Consider the following 18,337-nt stretch of genomic DNA (forward strand, 5'->3'; position numbering starts at 1 on the left):
TTCATAATTCCCTTGTTTCGGGATTTACTAAACTTAACTATTTTCCGCTTTGCAGGCTACGAGAGAAGCGCTCGCACCAGCATTACAAGCTCGGACTAGCGGGGGGGACATTATACATCTAAAGCAAGATCCTTTGTCATCTCATTATATTCTTGATATGTGATAATTGCAGCTTCTTTACCTTCATCAATATTAGCCTGCATTTTCTTCAATTTTGAAGGCCCTACATTTTCACCAGCTATTAAGAAGTTAGTTTTCTTACCTACTGCACTGTCAACATCTGCTCCAAAGTCTTTTAATCCCTGAGCAATCGTTTTTTTATCAGCACTTGAAAAGCCAGACACAACAACCTTCTTCATATAAAAAGGGTTTTCTTTATTCTTAGCATTCTCAAAATCAGGTTTGAAAACTTCACCTTTTAACCTTTCTCCATATGAGCTACGACTCCTCTTCTTTGTTTTCATACTAACAGGAATAACCTCTGCTATAGCATCCATTGGAAGTTTATCGTTTCGATACAAGTCAAATATCTCTGCACAAACTCTTGCATCAGATAAAGCTTCATGGTGGTTTAATTCAATATTACATATTTGTGCAACTAAATTAAGTTTTGCATTTGTGATCCTATATGTACATTGCCAATCAACATCCAAATCTTCATGTATTCCATTAGAATCCATAGCTTGTTCCAAACACACTTTATCAGTAGAGAATGCATTATGTGCGACTAAAACATTTCCTTCAATTCTCTTTTTTATTTCAGGATATACATCAATAAATACGGGAGCATTTTTCGTATGCTCAGGAGTTAGGCCATGTTTTTTTGTAGTGAAATAATTATATTTATTATTGGGTGGTTGAATAAGAGTAGAATATTCATCTACGATATTACCATCCTTGTAAGAAACAATACCTACCGCACACACACTACCTTTAAAAGGCATTGCATGTTCAAAATCTATAGCAACAAAATCTATTTCATTCATGGTTATTATAAGCTATTTATTAATTTCCGAGTAACAGTATCGTTAATTGCATCGCACCTTTTCATAACGTGATTTAAGAAAGCTTCTTCACTAATTATTTGAAGGTTTTTATACTTGTAATTTCGTATACGCTTCTTTTCAGCTATAGAATAAACATTTAGCTTTTCATTTAATTCCTGCAAAAGAGGAGAATTTTCATTTGCAAATATTTCATTCATTATTGAGTCCGAAATAATAAAATAATCAGTATCAATTGTAAGTTCTTTGTCATCAGCCCATCCACCTAAATTGCCAATAATCTGAAACTCTTTGTACTTACTACCTCTAAGCTTCTCAGTGAAAACCACATTTTTATTATAAAAAGGATTACTCTTACTGTTATTAATAAAACTGACAATGTGTTCTTTTATATACTTATAATTAACTATAACCTCAGGTTTAGTTTTTTTTGACTCCTTAGTATCCTCGTCAAGGATTTGTGAAAAAAGATCCATTATTTACTTTTTTATTTTTCTGTTTTTAATAGTTAATTTTAACATCTTGCGCTGCCGCAAGATAGAATCGTGAGGTAGCGGAGGGCAGCAATCCCTTTTGTATCTTCCTCATTACTAATAACACCACCAAACAAACTAGTTATACAATGATTTTTATATAAAACACATAGCATTTAGGATTTATTCTAGATTTTGTAACATATTATCGAACCCTAATTCCTGTAAATTCATGAAACTCATTCATGAACTCATCAACTGAGCTTGTAATTTTACAAGATTTAAATTTCTTAACTCCAGACATCATCATCCAATCATTCCAAAACAATTCTAAAATCTCGCCATCTGTAGGATGAACGGTTGCATTACCAGATGGGGTTAAAGATCTATCATAAAACTCCACTGCAAGCACTTCAACATCCTTCAGTATAGGATTATTCAGAGGAACCAGTCCGTATCCATACTTATTAAAGAAGGTTTGAATATCAGTTTCTTTGGACTGTTCATATTTTGTTCTAAACTCTCTAATTAAGTTACTACTTAAATGATATGTCTTATTTCCTGTCATATTATTAGGCCCATACAATCCTGCTTCTACATATCCATCTGTAAACAGAACAATAATATTTTTGTATTTATGTTCTAGAATATAGTCCTTATTATCTATTCTATTAACTTCTGTTCTGATACAAGTATTATTAATCTCATTATTAAAGAACGACCATACATCAGCACCACAAACTCTTTGTCGAGCATTGTTTAGTAAGATTTTAAATGCATTTTTAAATGCATGCTTATCGCTTTCAAATTTACCTTTATCATCTCTATTGGTAAGATAATTAATACGATCAATCTGATTTTCAAATTTTTCAAAATCAAAAGTTAAAACTGAATTATTAACATTATAGTAATTAATGATTCTTGGACTTGTGAATTTCACAAAAATCTTATCAGGCTGATTCATATCAACTCTGTTCTTAAGAATTGTTGGGTATATTTCATCAATTATCGCATTAACCAATTGACTATCATCAATAGGTTTAGGGCATTTTTCAATATCTAATCTATTGGATAAATCAGGAACTAAACAAATATTAAAATGTTCAATACTCGCAACTTCATTTTCGTCTAACAATGCATTAGATGATGCATCAACAGTTCCAATTCTTCCAATGATAATCGCACTACCAATAATAAAAACGATTAAGATTATGGGTATTATAATTTTTTTCATTTAGATAAACTTAGTTATTACTAATATTAGGATTAAGTCCCATTGTTTTCTTTGATTGCATCCAATCATCAGCTTCAGTCCTTGCTTCTTCAGAAAATTGTTTAGCCTTACCGACAGAATATTCTTCATGCAACAACTCGTTCCATCCTTCAAGAAATACACTAATTCGATCTTTTAAAGAATCAACAGAAATAGGAAATCTATCATTTTCGATATTACTTATACAAATCTCAGTCTTATTATCCAAAGAGTGAATCTCTACATTTTGCTTTTTCTCAATCTCCTTAATTTTATTACTTGCCTGATCTGGCAGATAAATCAACTCTCTTTCCAAAGAATCTAAATTATTCTTTAATCCTATGTTCTTTTTTTCAATCTCACTGCTCTCAAGGTCTAGAATATTCATCTTTTCCTTAATTTCTATAATCATCTTATTCTTCTGATAAATAATTAACTTATTCTCGGCTTTTGCTACATCTTCATTTCTAGCTTCGATGGCTACTTTAATCTTGTTAAAAAACACTTCAAATAAAAATACCGCAGCTGTACCTAAAACAAAAACCAAATAAAAATCCACATTAGATATTGCCATTGAAAAAGACCATTTATCAGCAGTATTCCCACTTAAATAAGCGACTTCATGGATAGCATATGCAACTTTATAAGCAATAAATCCATCTAACAATATTACCAATGAATATTTCTTGAAAAAATGTAAAATATCAATACCTCTCCTTATAAACCAATTTGACTTACCAGTAAATTCGATTCTTTTGATACTAGAACTAAACAATGCACATCCAAGAGGAATAAACACAAACAGCATAATAAATATGAATGCAGAAATACCTTTATCATATGCCAAAGACAATGCCTTAGGATTAAAGACTTCCTGTATTGCAAGAGGTTTACCTAAATCTTTTGCAAGTTTAGCATCCTGAACACTATATAACAATATATATCCAGCAGAAGAATAAAAAAAGAATAGATATATCAACAATCCAAAACTTATCAGACCATTAGAAACTATATCAATAACATTAATTTTAGGCTTAACGAACTCTCTTTCATGCTGAAGAATTTCATTTTTAAACTGCTCTATTCTTCCTTGCTTTTGTTTTTTCCTTACCTCATTAATATCTGAGATCGTTTTCGAATTTGTCTCAATTTCAACCTTTAATCCATCAATCTTTCTATTAACCTCTTCTTTATCGGTATTACATTTGGTCTCAACAGAATTCTGCTCAATTAATGACTTACTCTTTAACAGATTAACCGTTTTAATTTTATATTCATTAATCTTGGCAATAAGTTTTTGCTTCTTCTCTTCAATAATATCAATTTCATAAACGAAAATTGAATAAATACTATCCAAAGCTTTAAATATGATTTTAGAATCTCCATGATTCTTTTTAGCTAAATCATATCCCCTTTTATTTAACACTTCACGATCGAAATCACTAGCTTCTGAAGAAACTATTAAATCAAGATTCTGCTCAAACTCATCTTTAGGCAATAACTTACTTATAGAATCAACATTTATAGATGAATTTTCTATCGCCTTAGCCTCCACCTTAGTATCAGCTCTAAATGGGGTTTTAAAGAAATTAATTAGTCCATTTTTTTTATTTCCCACCGGTATTACTCTCATCTCCTCTTTTTCAATCATTTTATGAAATTTTTCTCTAAAACTTTTAACTGTATGCAAATCCTGAGTATAGATAACAGATTCACTATTATTCTTTCTTGCATTAAAAGTCCAGTTGTAAGAACCACTTATTGCTATTTTATCATCTATGACACAAAACTTATCATGCATCATACCTCTACCATTTTTAGGGAAAATTTTAACATTTGCCCCAAGAGAAACCAAGTAATTAAAATCTAGCCGTTTATTATCTTCATGGTCTGAAATAATAACTTTGACAGATAAACCACGAGATACTTTATCACATAACACATCATACAAATCTTTGTCTGTAAACCACGCAGTAGCAACCAATATCTCATTTCTTGAATCTTCTAATACTTTTTTTATATTGGAATAAATATCTATATCCCAAACTTCTTGCGTTACCATATAATAAAATTGATTATCATTAAATCTATTACAAACTATCTCTATAACATTTCAAACTTTTATTACAGTTCAAAAAACATTAGGAAATCTAACTTAACCTAAATACATAAAAACTATCAAATTTATGAAAAACATGTAGCAAACAATAAGTTAATTAACAGCAAAACACCAGGCTTACATAAAATAGAATAAGTCTATATAATTATGATGGTTCGGCAGCATCTCGACGGGCTCGGTGACCAGGCTCAGCAAGCTATTCCAGTTGCAAGTCAAGGAGTACCCAAACTTGTTTTGGGGAGGTGGTTATTAAGTAGGGAATTAATAAAATAAAAAACTGAGCTCGCCGAAATGTTTTTGCAATAGCTCACCTCTATCCTTCTTTGTCCGCCATAGCACCTTTTCTGCGAAGGAGGCCTTTATCCTTGAGTCCATTGTTACTCCCGGGACCTTTTCCTATACTTAATTCGGATCAACTCCGTATTATATTCGAATTTTATTGGACTTAATACATAGATAATCTGTATATTGTAGGGAACAAACCCGAAAATATTATGGCCAAACTACCCAACTTGCAAATCAGTGGGCGCATGGGAAATGTCATCTTCTACGTGCGCAATGGCAAGCAGTGCATGCGGGCTATGCCCCAGCAAGTAAAGAACCCTAAAAGCAAAAAACAAAGCAAGCGAAGGTCTCAATTTGGAGAGACAGCTAAATTCGCCTCCTCTCTTCTGAAAGTATTGATTCATCCCTACTGGAATCCCATTGCAAAAAAAGAAAATCGAAGTGGATATAACCTATTCCTGACCACTAATATGCCTGCCTTTGCTGCAGACGTACTGCAAAAAGAGCAGCTCCTGCTTATACCTGAAAATGGGCTGAAACAGGAACAATTTATAATTAGCCAAACAGAGAGAGGCATTCAATTGACCTGGCATTTTTCCAAAGCAACAAAGAAAGCTGATGCGGAGGACGAACTGACCCTTTTAATCATATCTCCTAATGGTACTCTTGAAATAAGAAAAACTCAAGCTAAACGCTCCAAACAGGAATTAAAAATTGAAAACCCTAAGGGACAAGAGTATTTTGCTTTTTGGGAAAGAGGACCATTATGGTCGGCAAGTTGTTGGCTACCCATTCAATCTGATAATAAGGAGTCATTTTTAGGGCATGTGGTGGAGTTGTAAGTCCTGTTTTAAGATCCCTTTTATTCCTCGAAAGGGAACTTCTCCTCAGCTATACGCTGTGCTCAACAGGCTATATTTCTGTGTTATAACCAAGCGAGCCCAAATCAGATTTGAACTCGCTTTACTCTTTGAATACGATTATCTTTCTATATGACAATGGTTCGGAATGGTTTTGTAGATGTCTGATAATGAGACTATAATAGATTGTTTGTGTTTCCAGAAACATCCTAGTTATAAGCAGTTTGCAAATCTTCTCATGTCTCAAATCTCATATCTCACGAACTATTGATATGAATAACACTTTTAATTCTTAGAATAAGTTGTTCTCGAATTAATTTTCTGATTTAAATCCTCAATATAACCAACAACAACCTGCTTTATATCTCCATAAATCTCTTTATTTACGCTTGCCATGACGTTTAGATATGGCAATAGATCGTTGTTTATAATCTCACGAATTATTTTTTGTTGTGCCAAAGGCGCTATCAATTCCATTTGTTCATCGCTGATTTTCTGCATGAGCAAATAGGTCTCAGCCAATTCTTTTGCTGATGATCTTACCAAATCAAGACAATCCGATACACCAACCAATGAATCTAATAAGGGTTTAAGCTCATCAGAATCCAATTCTTTTATTAATGAATTAAAAGATGAAATCTGAGATTCATAGCTTTGAATATATAGTTTTAGATCATTTGCAGCAAATACGTTCCAGACTTTTCTAGCATTAGCCGCAACATCCTTGTCTCTCATATATAAATTGGCTTCTACAAATTGCTCTAAGCATATGAAATCTCGATCAAAGATCGCATCCTTTGCTGCCATCTCTTCTGTAAATTCACAACTTCCTATTTGACCAAGAGTTTTAGTTAAAACCTCATTTTCCTCTTCTATTCGTTGGCTTAATATTGTAATAAATGTATCAGAAGACCAATCTCTTTTTTTAATTTCGTAGAGTATATTATGTGCAATATTTTGAACTTCTTTAGCCTTACATTTAATTACAATTTGTTCTCCCATTTTAGTCTTTTTATTTGTTATTGTTGTTTTTAAAAGAGACTCAATATAGACATAATATGCATTCTGCTCCGCATTAGAAGAATGAAAATTCATCGAATTCTAAGGGTTCTTATTTGAAATAATTAAATTTCAATAAATTAAGCTTAATTCTTTTTTCACATTACTTTATTTTAGAGTGCAAATGTAGATACTGTCCAGAATAAGATTTAAAACCCAACAACCAAGCCTTTTTTCTTTAATCTTAGTTGAGGGTTTATTTTTAACTCTCTAATTTCTCTTTTAAGATCGTTTACTTCATTCAGTTTTATTAAGATCTGCTTAAGTTTGAAGTGAAACTGGTCAGAAAGACCTTTACTTGAAGTAAGCCAGGGTATTCAATGGCTAAAAACAACTATTGTCAGACAGGTACATATATACCTTGCCAATCATACTCATAAGTAAAACCCAAAGAGAAAATAAGAACTAAACATGAATTAAAATTGCGCTTCCTTCAACTATCTTTTTACTATCTTTGCGGGGTTGGCTGGTTTTATATTTCTTCTTATCGGGGTGTGAGTTATTTTATAATCTCGATCCAATGGCATTCCCGGCTGGAAGACAATATAAGGCAGTGGATAGATACCTGAAACTAAAAACGAATATTGGCCTAGGCTGGTGTTCGTTTTTTTTGTTCTGAGGATCTCAGTATGACCATAAACTGGATTCCTTACACCTCGTCTTACCATGACATTCTCAGTTTGTTTATAGCCATAGCACGACTTCTATTCAGTAAAAGAGACTTCTTTTCGTACCTAGCGTAAAAACTCTTAATGTCTTTGTGATTAATTCCCTTAATATATCCAAAGTGATCAAGTTTAATTACAGTTCGACATTTGCAGCTGCATACAGGTATCATACGATAAATATGGTGTTTTAAATCTAACACAGGTCACTAAATATCACAATTAAGCAGGCGATATAACAGAATTTCTTACATTTGCCGAGAACATTAAATACTTCAAACAATCATGCAATCATTAAGAGAACTCTACAAGATAGGTTACGGTCCATCCAGTAGCCATACCATCGCTCCAGGGCGTGCAGCTAAAATGTTTAAAGATAAGCATCCCAATATTAAAAGCTTTCGTGTAACACTATATGGTAGCCTCGCCGCTACGGGTGTTGGTCACGGTACCGATAAGGTCATCGAAACGGTTATTAAGCCTCTCGATATCGAAATCATCTGGAAACCAGAGATTGAATTACCTATCCATCCAAACGGTTTACTTTTCGAGGCTATGGAGAATGAAAAATGCATTGACTCCTGGGAGGTATACTCTGTAGGAGGTGGTGACTTAAAAGATAACTCCGGATTATTGAATGATGCCAGCCAAGTGTATGATCTAACCACTATGGATGACATCCTGGCTTGGTGCTTGGAAGAAGGTCGCTCATTTTGGGAATACGTTGAGTTTTGCGAAGGCAAAGAAATTTGGGATTATCTCGAAGAGGTTTGGGGAGTCATGAAAGATGCAATCGCCCGTGGGCTCGAAGAAGAAGGTGTTTTACCTGGCACGCTACGTATAGCCCGTAAAGCTGGTTCTTACTATATCCGTTCGAAAACAACGACTGGATCAACGGGTAATATCGGCCTTATTTTCGCAGCAGCACTAGCCGTTGCCGAAGAAAATGCAGCTGGTGGTCAAGTGGTCACGGCACCAACATGTGGCGCGTCGGGTGTTGTTCCTTCCGTGCTACATTTCCTTAAGGTTGATCAGGAATATAGCGATAAACGAATTATCCGTGGATTAGCAACAGCTGGTTTAATCGGAAATATTGTAAAAACCAACGGCTCTATTTCGGGAGCTGAAGTCGGTTGTCAGGGCGAGTTGGGTACTGCCTGTGCCATGGCTGCTGGTGCTGCGGCTCAAATTATGGGTGGCACACCTAAGCAAGTTGAATATGCTGCCGAGATGGGCTTTGAGCACAACTTAGGCTTAACTTGTGATCCTGTTGAAGGCTATGTGCAGATTCCATGTATAGAGCGTAATGCTTTTATCTCTCAAAAAGCGAGAGAATGTGCCGTGTATTCACTATTCTCTGACGGTTCTCACAAAATTTCCTTCGATCAGGTCGTAGAAACCATGATGCAAACGGGTAAGGATTTGCAATCGAAATACCGTGAAACAAGTTTAGGTGGCTTGGCCCGAATTGTGCGACCAGTAATCAAAAAAGCTTAAATATATTGTAAAAATAAAGGCATTGAAATCTTAATTTCAATGCCTTTATTTTAAGACCTTAGCATCTTTTAACATTTCAAATTGCCGTACATCTCTAAAAAACACTACATTGCGCAGCATATTGTGAAAATTAACTCATCCTTATAGTTTATTTTAATACAATAATACCAATAGAGGCGTATGAATTCGAAGAGATTGATTGGCTACATTTTAATGATTTTAGCAGGTATTACTTTCATCCTTTACCTGATCTTTCCTTTTTTAAATTTACCTACCGAAAACAAATTATTAATTATTGCTGGTACCTACCTAATTAATAAGGTATTCTTTTATTCATCTCTTTATCTACTGGGCAAACAAATTATTGTAAAGATTGCATCTTACCTTCCTGTTTGGGCTGAAAGATTTATTTTTCGCATCCTGAAAGTTCAGAAGGTGACTCAAAACTAGGCTTACTCTCCTAGTTTAATAACTTATTCTTATCCATTTTAATATGGCTGTTATTATTGGGCTTCCCCTTTAGGAAGCTCAAGTAAAAAGCATTCCATAAAATGAGCAAAACCAAAGCGAGTACAGTGTACCACTGGCTCAAAAAACCTGAAACAGAATAAATAATAGCAGCAGAAGGTTCATCCTCTGGATAGATCAGCTCTAGTTTCATACCGATAGGGTAATCGGCATTTTCAGGACCTTCGATTTTATAGGTCTTATTTCCCACCTCATAACTAATTTGAGGATAAGTTTCATAAAACAGTTGTTGCTTAATCTCCTTAATATCAATCACTGTTCCCTGACAATGCTTTCCATTGATAATCAAATCCCAATTGCCATAAATCGGTGCCAATAATATTAAAAGGTTGATAAATAAATAGCGAGCTTGTTTCATTTGAGAAAGTATTGGTTAGTATGGATGCTTAAAATTGAGAGCTCACATCATTAAATGTAAGCTCTCAATGTGTCTTATAATCTATCGACTAAAATCTTTTCAGCATCCTCAATTTTCACATCAGGTATCATACCGATTGAAGGAAGTCGTCTGTCAGTAAATCTCTTAATGATCGTATCAATTGTATCTTGACCAACATTGTGCTGACTCAAACGTGTTTTAATACCAATTCGATTGAAGAAAGCCTCCGTTTTGACGATAGCCATCGCTATTCTTTCTTCCTCACTACCTTCGGCAATATTCCAAACTCTCTCAGCATATTGCAATAGCTTCACGCTGCGCTTATCCTTAAGATGAGCCATTAAACCTGGAAGAACAATAGCCAGTGTCACAGCATGATCTATACCATGGAAAGCAGTCAATTCATGACCAATCATATGCGTTGCCCAATCACTTTGAACACCAGCACCTATCAAACCATTTAAAGCCATAGTCGCCGCCCACATCATGTTAGCATATTCATCGTAATTTGGTGTTTCAGAATCGTAAGCTTTCGTTCCTTCTTCGATTAATGTCATCAACAAACCTTCAGAGAAGCGATCTTGCACAGGTGAATTCACGGGGTATGTTAGATATTGCTCCATCACATGAACAAAGGCATCAGCAACACCATTGGCGATTTGTCTTTTAGGTAAAGAATAAGTCGCTTCAGGATCTAAGACTGAAAACTTAGGAAATAATAAAGGGGAACCAAATGCTAGCTTCTCTTTCGTTGCAGCCTTAGTAACTACACCTCCACTATTCATTTCAGAACCTGTAGCCGCCAATGTTAAGACAGCTCCTAGATCAATAGCCGTTTCGACTCTGGCACGCTTAGCCAAAATATCCCAGGCATCTTCTCCTTTATAACAAGAAGCTGCAGCAATAAATTTCGTTCCATCGAGAACAGAACCACCACCCACGGCCAACAGGAAATCAATTTTATTTGCTTTCACCACTTCAACAGCTTTCATCAAAGTTTCAAAATGCGGATTTGGCTCAATACCACCAAACTCCTGAACCTTAAAACCATCAAGAGCAGCAATTACCTGATCGTAAACTCCATTTTTCTTGATAGAACCTCCTCCAAAAGTGATTAAAATATTAGCACCTGCAGGAATATGCTTCTTCAATTCTGCAATTTTACCTTTTCCAAAAAGGATATTTACGGGGTTATAAAAATCAAAATTATTCATAATCTGTATCTTATTTTTTTATCGAATGTTCACTAAAATTTGAGCCATCAAGTTAAGTTTAATTTCAAATAATTAAAAACAATATGGAATTGTTAAGCATTATTTAACAGCTTCAGCTTTCCTCCAATGATTCTGTTATCCGTTTTATAATGGCAATTAACACTTCCAATACTGTGCCTTATTAGCCTCTTTCTAATAAACCACAGTATGCCAGATAAATCGGCTTATCCTTTCCACAGGAAAGTCTTAAAAAAAACCTGCCATAAAAAATCATCAAGCTATTTTCAAAGGAAAAGTAATGAGTAAAGAAATCTGTCTATAAACATTGCATTTATCATGAAAAAACAATTGTAAAAAAACTATATTGGCCTTCTAAATTTAAAGTAGACACAACCAAAGCTAGAAATAGCAATTAAAACGAATAACAAACCTTTTAAACAACACATGAAAAAAACATTTTTAACAGCCCTTTTGAGTTTAAGCATTGCTTTGCAATTCACATATGCTCAAGGCGTTTTAGAACAAAAAAACGATCCATTCTTTGGAGAAAGTTGTACTAGTATAATGGTCGGTAAAAAAGCAACGACGGATGGATCTGTCATCACCAGTCATACTTGCGACGGACGTTACCGTACCTGGTTAACTGTGGAAAAAGCACAAGAATTTGACAAAAACGCAACTCATAAAGTTTATAAAGGCACTTTAAAAACAGAAACAGCCTATGATCAAAGAAAAATGAAGCTTGTAGGTGAGATTGATCAAGTAGAATCGACTTTTGCTTACTTAAATACAGCATATCCTTGTCTAAACGAGAAGCAACTGGCTATTGGCGAGACAACTTTTGTTGGTCCTGAAGAGTTAGTGAATGAGAATGGCATGTTTCTAATTGAAGAGCTAGAAAGAATTGCATTACAACGTTGTACAACGGCTCGCGATGCGATTCAACTAATTGGTAAACTGATTAAGAAGCACGGATACGGCGACTGGGGTGAGTGTATCACTATTGCTGATAAAAAAGAAGTATGGCAAATGGAGATCCTTGGTGAAGGTCCGGATAAAATTGGTGGTGTTTGGGCTGCTCAACGTATTCCTGATGATCATATTGGTATTTCAGCTAACATCTCTCGTATTGGAAAGCTAGACCTTAAGAACTCTGACTATTTTATGGCATCAGATAATGTCTTTAAAGCTGCTAAAGATTTAAAGCGTTGGGATGGCAAAAAGGAATTCAAATTTTGGGAAGTATATGGTGGTGTTGATAAACCATTTAAAATTCGCGAATTCTTTATTCTTAATCACTTTGCTCCTTCTTTGAAGCTTGATTTTGAAGCAGACGAACTACCTTTCTCTGTAAAACCTGACAATAAGATCTCTGTAAAAGATGTTATGGCTATGTATAGAGAGACCTATGAAGGGACTAAATATGATATGACTCAAAACCTTAAAGTCATTAAGAAAAAATACAACGACAAAAAAGAAGTTATTGGACAAGATACCATCACAGCTCCTAATGCTCATCCTTGGCCAAATGGACATACTCGTAACTTAAGTAATTTCCTAAAAGAAGGCTCCATTGAATACCAGCGTACTGTTGCTGTATCATGGTGTTCTTATTCTTTTGTCACACAATTGAGAGACTGGTTACCTGATGAAATTGGTGGTGTCGCTTGGTTCTCATTCGATAATCCAGGTCAAAGCCCACGTATTCCTATTTATGCTGGAGCGACTGAATTACCTGAATCTTTCAACTATTGCGGACAAAAGCGTTTTCGTGCAGATGCAACAATTTGGGCTTACCGCAAAGCAAATAAGTTAGCTACACTTGCCTGGCAGGATACCCGTGAAGAAATGATGGCTGATGTCGCTCATTTCGAGAATAAAGGTTTTGAAGACGGTGCTATTCTTGAAAACAAAATAGCTAAGCTGATTAAAGAAGGAAAGAAAGATGAAGCTCGTAAACTATTAAACCAATACACAAGAGATTTCACCGGAGCAACCATACTTCGTTGGAAAGAACTGGAAAACAAATATTGGGGCAAGTTTGGTTTAGGGTTCTAATCCCTACTCCACTTAATACAAAGAGGGTGTCCGGAATATGGTCACCCTCTTTTTCTATAACTTAATCGATTTTTTGTACAGCTTTGATATGATTCAATATTGCATGAAAGAAAAAGCGGAATCAAATTAAGGCCCGATCATACCTTAATACATATTTATTCGAAAAAGACACCAACTGGCACTGGTTTAGAATTAACCGATACAGTAAAGCTGCATTCAGATGTATTACCAAAAGCATCTGTTGCTGTATATGTCACGATGGTATCACCATCAGGAAAAATCTGCCCCGATGTTTTATTTACTGTTAATGTAGGCGTTCCACAATTATCAGTTGCTGTTGGAGCCGTCCATGTTATAACATCTCCGCTACAAGCTTGAATATTTGAAGGACAATTAGAGATAACTGGTAGCGTTTCATCCCGTACGCCAATCGTAAAATAACTCACTCCATCAGGCGGATCAAAAGATGTTGTATACTGATTCCCATTTCCAACTAAAGCATGTGTACTGACTACACCATTCGAAAGGTTTGTGTCATCGTCTAAAAACAAGGTATAAGTTCCTGTTGAGGAAGCAGGAAAATTATTCAAATTTATTTGTAAAAAAATTGTCCCTACATTATTCGTATTTTGTAAACGCCAAAAACGATTTATCCGTTGAGAACAACCCACATTCACCCAGAAATTCATACTTTGATTGTTGTGCCCCCACAATAAAAATTGACCTTCACTCAAGGCTTGTCTGCTATTATCGATATTCGAAAGTGTAAAATTGTTCGTTGTTGCCAAAATAACATTCCCACTCGTATTAAGGTCCGTATTTCCCGAAGAAGAAATCTTTTGATCCAAATCAAAAGGGGAATTCTCTTTGGCTATACCTGCTATGTCAAAACGATAAGTTGAACTCGCATCCCAAACTGTTGATCCGTCCGCTTTTAGATAACTGATGGCTTGGCTGTTATTCCCTAAACTCATACCATACTTTATAGCCAAATACGATTCTGTAATTTGGCGCTGCGTAGTCGTTAAAGCGCTATTAAAAATGATTTGTTCAGAAATATCTCCATACCAAAAATAAGCACCCGTCCCTTCTGTTGCTCCTGCACCTATTCGATATGGACGTCGACTATTGGATGAAAAACGATGACTTGTTGGACCTGCGAAACTTTGTCCATTGACATAACCTGTTTTAACTAAATTATTACCATTGCGACTTCCTCTATATATCAGTAATTCGGAACTTGAAGAAGCAAATCTGGATGTATTTAGAACTTGCCAACCACCATTATTCCCTGCTCCATTCCAAAATTGATATGTCCCATTGGGCTGAACATACAAAATATAGCCCTTTTGCGGGCGATCATCACGTGAAGTAAAAGGAGAACGATACTTATTATTACCTCCTGTCAAACGGTGAACGGAAAAAACAGTAAAATTATTAGTATTAAGACCACTACGATATGAAACATCCAAATTATCTGATCCGTCAAAATAAAAAGTCGGATTAAAGTTTGAACCTAATAATTGATACAAAGGACGTCTTGAAGTAAAGGGAGCGGAAGCATTCCAATTGTTACCAGATTGATCTGTCCAGGAAACAACACGGCTTCCCGAGAGATTCACACCTATATCAGCTCTCAGCCAAAGTGATTTGGCAGGAACATTTTGTGCCATAGAAATAGAACTTAACAAAGTAAATCCCAATACACCAACCCATCTTAATCTTTTCATCATAATGATTTTTTTATGACTTATACAACCGTATCGTAACGAGAAATTTTACTCACACCTTTTATCAACTTTAATTTAGCAATCAAATTATTCAGGTGATCGATATTTGATATCACAACAGTCAACTTACCTTCAAAGGCTCCTGCATTGGACTCAACTTGTATCGAACGCATTTTTACGCGTAAATCTTTAGTAATAACCTCCGAAATATGATTAACCATACCCAACTCATCTTCTCCTGTAATATGAAGAACAGCTTGATAAGATGCACTTCCCTTAGCCGTCCAGTTCGATTTAACCACACGATATGGGTAGCGCGTTAGCATTTCGTTGGCATTAGGACAAGAAATACGATGAATACGAATCCCTTTACCAATCGAAATAAAACCAAATATTTCATCACCAAAAATAGGGTTACAACACTTCGATAAACTATAGTCTACGTTGGCAATATTCTCATCTACAATGAGAACATCCTCACCACCTTTTTCCTGGGGTTTAATAACGATTTTTTTAGGCTCAGCGGGTGTTTTTCCCTCCTCCTTTTGTTTCGTTAAAATATCCTTAATATCAGAAAGATCATGAGTCTCAATGGCAATATGATAATACAAATCGGCAGCCAGCTTGTACTTATAATGATGAAGTAGCTTGCGTATGTTCTCATCATTGAATTCAATCTTCCAATTCTTCATTCTGCGCATCAACATCTCTTTCCCAAGATCAGCCTCCTTTACAGTTTCCTCATTAATCGTTTGACGAATCTTATTCTTAGCCTTAGTCGTTACAACAAAACTCAACCAATCAGATTTCGGCTTTTGATTATTAGAAGTGGTAATCGATACCCGATCTCCATTTTGCAAGACCTGGCGTATAGAAACGTTACGCTGATTCACGGTACCACCAATACACTTGTCTCCTAAATCGGAATGAATAGAATAAGCAAAATCCAATAAGGTTGAACCAGATTTTAGTTGTTTTAAATCCCCCTTCGGAGTAAAAACATAAATCTCCTTGCTATATAAATCTGCCTTGAAATCATCAATTAAATCAACACTACTGTCTTGCCTACTTTCAAGCACTTCTCTAATATCCTGAAGCCAATTATCAAGTCCTCCATCGCCCTTATCCCCTTTATATCTCCAGTGAGCAGCAAAACCATTTTCAGCAATCTTATTCATTCGTTTACTACGAATCTGAACCTCAACCCATCTGTCTTGCAAACCCATTACAGTGGTGTGTAAGGACTCATAACCATTGGTTTTTGGAATGGTTATCCAGTCGCGCATACGCCCTGGATTAGGTCTATACAAATCAGAAACGGCAGAATAAACCTGCCAACATTCCGATTTCTCACGTTTTTCTGGTGCTTTGATTATAATTCGAATGGCAAAAATATCATAAACTTCCTCGAACTCAACCTGCTGCTTTTTCATTTTATGCAGAATAGAAGCAATCGATTTAGTTCTCGCTTTAATCTTATATTTAATGCCCAGCTCATCGAGTGCAACACGAATTGGAGCCACAAAATCTTTAATGTAAATCTCACGTTCCTCTTCCGAATCCTTAAGTTTCTGCTCCAACTCAAAGTAAAGTTCAGGTTCAAGATATCGCAAAGCTAAATCTTCCATTGAAGATTTAACCTGATACATTCCCAAACGGTGAGCAAGCGGTATATATAGGAAGTTTATTTCCTTAGCTAAGGAAATTTGTAGTTCCTGGCTTTTATTTCCTGCATTTCTCAACTGAAACAATCGATCCGCTAAAATAATCAACACCACGCGTACATCATCGGCAAAACTTAAAAGAAGTTTTCTGAAATTTTCGGTATGAAGTGTTGGATTTAGCTCATAGATCTCTGTTACCTTAACCAAGCCCTCGATAATCTGAGTCACCTTAGGGCCGAAGAGTGATTTAACTTCGGAAATACTAATGTGATTTTTCTGTACAATATCATATAACATAGAACAAATAACAGACGTTCGTCCTAAGCCCAGCTCCGAAACGACAATCTCGGCAATTTCAAGTGTTCTATAAATGGCAGGTTCACCGTTTGTTCTCCTCTCTCCTTCATGATCTAAAAGACTTAAATCGAAAGCCTTCCTAACCAATTTTATATCTTCCTGAGAGATAATATTCTTACATGATTTAAGGAGATTTTTATATCGATATAGTATTTGTCTTCTTTCTTCTTCTTGCTGTGTAATAGCCACCATAATAATCATTTTACTATTTAGAACTCAAATTTGAAGCATCAATTCTGTCATTTTCTATTCTAGCTTCTTTAAAAATCGATCCAAATATTAGTTTGAATAAAAAAGCAATCAAACTGCTTTTTTATAATGCAACTAAAAGTATAAAAGCTAAGTATCAATGACAAATAGATTCCGTTTTTTTAACTTAAAATAAGATGCTATGAATTTTCCTAAGTTTGGAGTCGAGTGATAGTGAAATAATGCGATGATTTATTAAATTTGTTTACTTCGATATTAAGTTTCATTTATCGCTCATGACTAAAAATAACAAACGCATCTTATTCACACGTACGTTAAATGCTGATCAAATTGAGTTTGGTCTTAAAATGAATTGTCATATTGACCATCATGCCTTTATACGTATCGATTTATGCTCACTTAATACTGAGGATTTAGAAATAATCAATTCAGGACAGTATCCCAATTGGATTTTCACCAGTCAAAATGCCGTTAGAAGCTTGCAAGCTAATCTGGAGCAAATTCAACTCGATAAAATGGAGAGATGTTTTGCCGTGGGTGAACAAACAGCTGATCAACTATCTGAAATAGGTCTATCAGCTCTTGTACCTAAACGCCATAATTCAGAAGAACTCTCAGAATTGCTTAAGGATTATTCTAGCGAAAGCTTCTTATATTTCACGGGTAACCTTCGACAAAAAACACTGATTCACTTTTTCGAAGAGCACGAAAGTCCCTATAAGGAAATTAAAGTTTATGACACCCTCTTAATTCAGCCAGAAATTGATTTGGAGGCCTACGATGCCATTTGTTTTTGTAGTCCGAGTGCCGTTCATAGCTTTTTCAAAAATTATCAGCCTAAAAACAATCAGCCTTGTTTTGCCATTGGTAACACCACAGCTGTGGCTTTGGTCGACTACTCCGATTTTGTGATGCTAGCCGAACAAACCAACGTTTTTTCATTAATCCAATCCTGTCATCAATATCTAAACTCATAAAACACA

Annotated in this window: 14 protein-coding genes; 5 read left to right on the top strand and 9 right to left on the bottom strand. The window is 35.2% G+C overall.

What is annotated here, in order from left to right; translation table 11 throughout:
* Positions 1 to 110: 110 nt before the first annotated feature.
* The 4 genes from DWB61_RS07660 to DWB61_RS07675 form a co-directional block, all read right to left on the bottom strand.
* Positions 111 to 986, bottom strand: coding sequence for an exonuclease domain-containing protein (locus DWB61_RS07660; protein ID WP_125030318.1), 876 nt, complete (start codon positions 984 to 986; stop codon positions 111 to 113).
* A 5-nt stretch (positions 987 to 991) separates the two neighbouring features.
* Positions 992 to 1,480: a BRCT domain-containing protein gene (locus tag DWB61_RS07665; protein ID WP_125030319.1), complete on the bottom strand. Its 489-nt coding sequence runs from the start codon at positions 1,478 to 1,480 to the stop codon at positions 992 to 994.
* Between the two features lie 202 nt (positions 1,481 to 1,682).
* Positions 1,683 to 2,711: a hypothetical protein gene (locus DWB61_RS07670; protein ID WP_125030320.1), complete on the bottom strand. Its 1,029-nt coding sequence runs from the start codon at positions 2,709 to 2,711 to the stop codon at positions 1,683 to 1,685.
* 10 nt (positions 2,712 to 2,721) lie between these two features.
* Positions 2,722 to 4,791, bottom strand: a complete 2,070-nt coding sequence (locus DWB61_RS07675; RefSeq protein WP_125030321.1) for a phospholipase D-like domain-containing protein — start codon at positions 4,789 to 4,791, stop codon at positions 2,722 to 2,724.
* 551 nt (positions 4,792 to 5,342) lie between these two features.
* Here DWB61_RS07675 and DWB61_RS07680 point away from each other — a divergent pair.
* On the top strand, positions 5,343 to 5,975 hold the full coding sequence (locus DWB61_RS07680) for a DUF6266 family protein (protein WP_125030322.1): 633 nt from the start codon (positions 5,343 to 5,345) through the stop codon (positions 5,973 to 5,975).
* 303 nt (positions 5,976 to 6,278) lie between these two features.
* Here DWB61_RS07680 and DWB61_RS07685 read toward each other — a convergent pair whose 3' ends face one another.
* Positions 6,279 to 6,995 carry a DUF6261 family protein gene (locus tag DWB61_RS07685; RefSeq protein WP_158614379.1) on the bottom strand — a complete coding sequence of 239 codons (717 nt, stop codon included), beginning with the start codon at positions 6,993 to 6,995 and terminating at the stop codon, positions 6,279 to 6,281.
* 1,007 nt (positions 6,996 to 8,002) lie between these two features.
* Between DWB61_RS07685 and DWB61_RS07690 the strand changes: the two genes are divergently transcribed.
* Positions 8,003 to 9,214 (top strand): L-serine ammonia-lyase, encoded by a 1,212-nt coding sequence (locus tag DWB61_RS07690; protein WP_125030324.1) that lies wholly within the window; start codon positions 8,003 to 8,005, stop codon positions 9,212 to 9,214.
* Between the two features lie 180 nt (positions 9,215 to 9,394).
* The gene (locus DWB61_RS07695) at positions 9,395 to 9,664 is read left to right on the top strand and encodes a transporter suffix domain-containing protein (protein WP_125030325.1); all 270 of its coding nucleotides are present in this window, start codon (positions 9,395 to 9,397) and stop codon (positions 9,662 to 9,664) included.
* 10 nt (positions 9,665 to 9,674) lie between these two features.
* Here the strand turns inward: DWB61_RS07695 and DWB61_RS07700 are convergent, their stop codons facing one another.
* Both DWB61_RS07700 and DWB61_RS07705 read right to left on the bottom strand, forming a co-directional pair.
* Positions 9,675 to 10,100 (bottom strand): DUF3592 domain-containing protein, encoded by a 426-nt coding sequence (locus DWB61_RS07700; RefSeq protein WP_125030326.1) that lies wholly within the window; start codon positions 10,098 to 10,100, stop codon positions 9,675 to 9,677.
* A gap of 74 nt (positions 10,101 to 10,174) precedes the next feature.
* Complete coding sequence (locus DWB61_RS07705) at positions 10,175 to 11,335, bottom strand: iron-containing alcohol dehydrogenase (RefSeq protein WP_125030327.1); 1,161 nt, start codon at positions 11,333 to 11,335, stop codon at positions 10,175 to 10,177.
* 444 nt (positions 11,336 to 11,779) lie between these two features.
* On the opposite strand from DWB61_RS07705, the gene DWB61_RS07710 reads away from it, so the two are divergent.
* Positions 11,780 to 13,393 (top strand): dipeptidase, encoded by a 1,614-nt coding sequence (locus tag DWB61_RS07710; RefSeq protein WP_125030328.1) that lies wholly within the window; start codon positions 11,780 to 11,782, stop codon positions 13,391 to 13,393.
* A 155-nt stretch (positions 13,394 to 13,548) separates the two neighbouring features.
* Here DWB61_RS07710 and DWB61_RS07715 read toward each other — a convergent pair whose 3' ends face one another.
* Together DWB61_RS07715 and DWB61_RS07720 are read right to left on the bottom strand one after the other, a co-directional pair.
* Positions 13,549 to 15,123, bottom strand: a complete 1,575-nt coding sequence (locus DWB61_RS07715; RefSeq protein ID WP_158614380.1) for an HYR domain-containing protein — start codon at positions 15,121 to 15,123, stop codon at positions 13,549 to 13,551.
* 20 nt (positions 15,124 to 15,143) lie between these two features.
* A complete protein-coding gene (locus DWB61_RS07720; RefSeq protein WP_125030330.1) occupies positions 15,144 to 17,336 on the bottom strand; it encodes a RelA/SpoT family protein in 2,193 nt (730 codons plus the stop codon).
* Between the two features lie 293 nt (positions 17,337 to 17,629).
* On the opposite strand from DWB61_RS07720, the gene DWB61_RS07725 reads away from it, so the two are divergent.
* Complete coding sequence (locus DWB61_RS07725; protein WP_125030331.1) at positions 17,630 to 18,331, top strand: uroporphyrinogen-III synthase; 702 nt, start codon at positions 17,630 to 17,632, stop codon at positions 18,329 to 18,331.
* Positions 18,332 to 18,337: the final 6 nt, after the last annotated feature.

The sequence above is a fragment of the Ancylomarina euxina genome (genome assembly GCF_003863355.1).
GTDB classification, from domain to species: domain Bacteria; phylum Bacteroidota; class Bacteroidia; order Bacteroidales; family Marinifilaceae; genus Ancylomarina; species Ancylomarina euxinus.

Bases quoted from the DNA above. Each gene is read 5' to 3' on its own strand.
- DWB61_RS07660 (WP_125030318.1), bottom strand. From the start codon at position 986: ATGAATGAAATAGATTTTGTTGCTATAGATTTTGAACATGCAATGCCT.
- DWB61_RS07665 (WP_125030319.1), bottom strand. From the start codon at position 1,480: ATGGATCTTTTTTCACAAATCCTTGACGAGGATACTAAGGAGTCAAAA.
- DWB61_RS07670 (WP_125030320.1), bottom strand. From the start codon at position 2,711: ATGAAAAAAATTATAATACCCATAATCTTAATCGTTTTTATTATTGGT.
- DWB61_RS07675 (WP_125030321.1), bottom strand. From the start codon at position 4,791: ATGGTAACGCAAGAAGTTTGGGATATAGATATTTATTCCAATATAAAA.
- DWB61_RS07680 (WP_125030322.1), top strand. From the start codon at position 5,343: ATGGCCAAACTACCCAACTTGCAAATCAGTGGGCGCATGGGAAATGTC.
- DWB61_RS07685 (WP_158614379.1), bottom strand. From the start codon at position 6,995: ATGGGAGAACAAATTGTAATTAAATGTAAGGCTAAAGAAGTTCAAAAT.
- DWB61_RS07690 (WP_125030324.1), top strand. From the start codon at position 8,003: ATGCAATCATTAAGAGAACTCTACAAGATAGGTTACGGTCCATCCAGT.
- DWB61_RS07695 (WP_125030325.1), top strand. From the start codon at position 9,395: ATGAATTCGAAGAGATTGATTGGCTACATTTTAATGATTTTAGCAGGT.
- DWB61_RS07700 (WP_125030326.1), bottom strand. From the start codon at position 10,100: ATGAAACAAGCTCGCTATTTATTTATCAACCTTTTAATATTATTGGCA.
- DWB61_RS07705 (WP_125030327.1), bottom strand. From the start codon at position 11,335: ATGAATAATTTTGATTTTTATAACCCCGTAAATATCCTTTTTGGAAAA.
- DWB61_RS07710 (WP_125030328.1), top strand. From the start codon at position 11,780: ATGAAAAAAACATTTTTAACAGCCCTTTTGAGTTTAAGCATTGCTTTG.
- DWB61_RS07715 (WP_158614380.1), bottom strand. From the start codon at position 15,123: ATGAAAAGATTAAGATGGGTTGGTGTATTGGGATTTACTTTGTTAAGT.
- DWB61_RS07720 (WP_125030330.1), bottom strand. From the start codon at position 17,336: ATGGTGGCTATTACACAGCAAGAAGAAGAAAGAAGACAAATACTATAT.
- DWB61_RS07725 (WP_125030331.1), top strand. From the start codon at position 17,630: ATGACTAAAAATAACAAACGCATCTTATTCACACGTACGTTAAATGCT.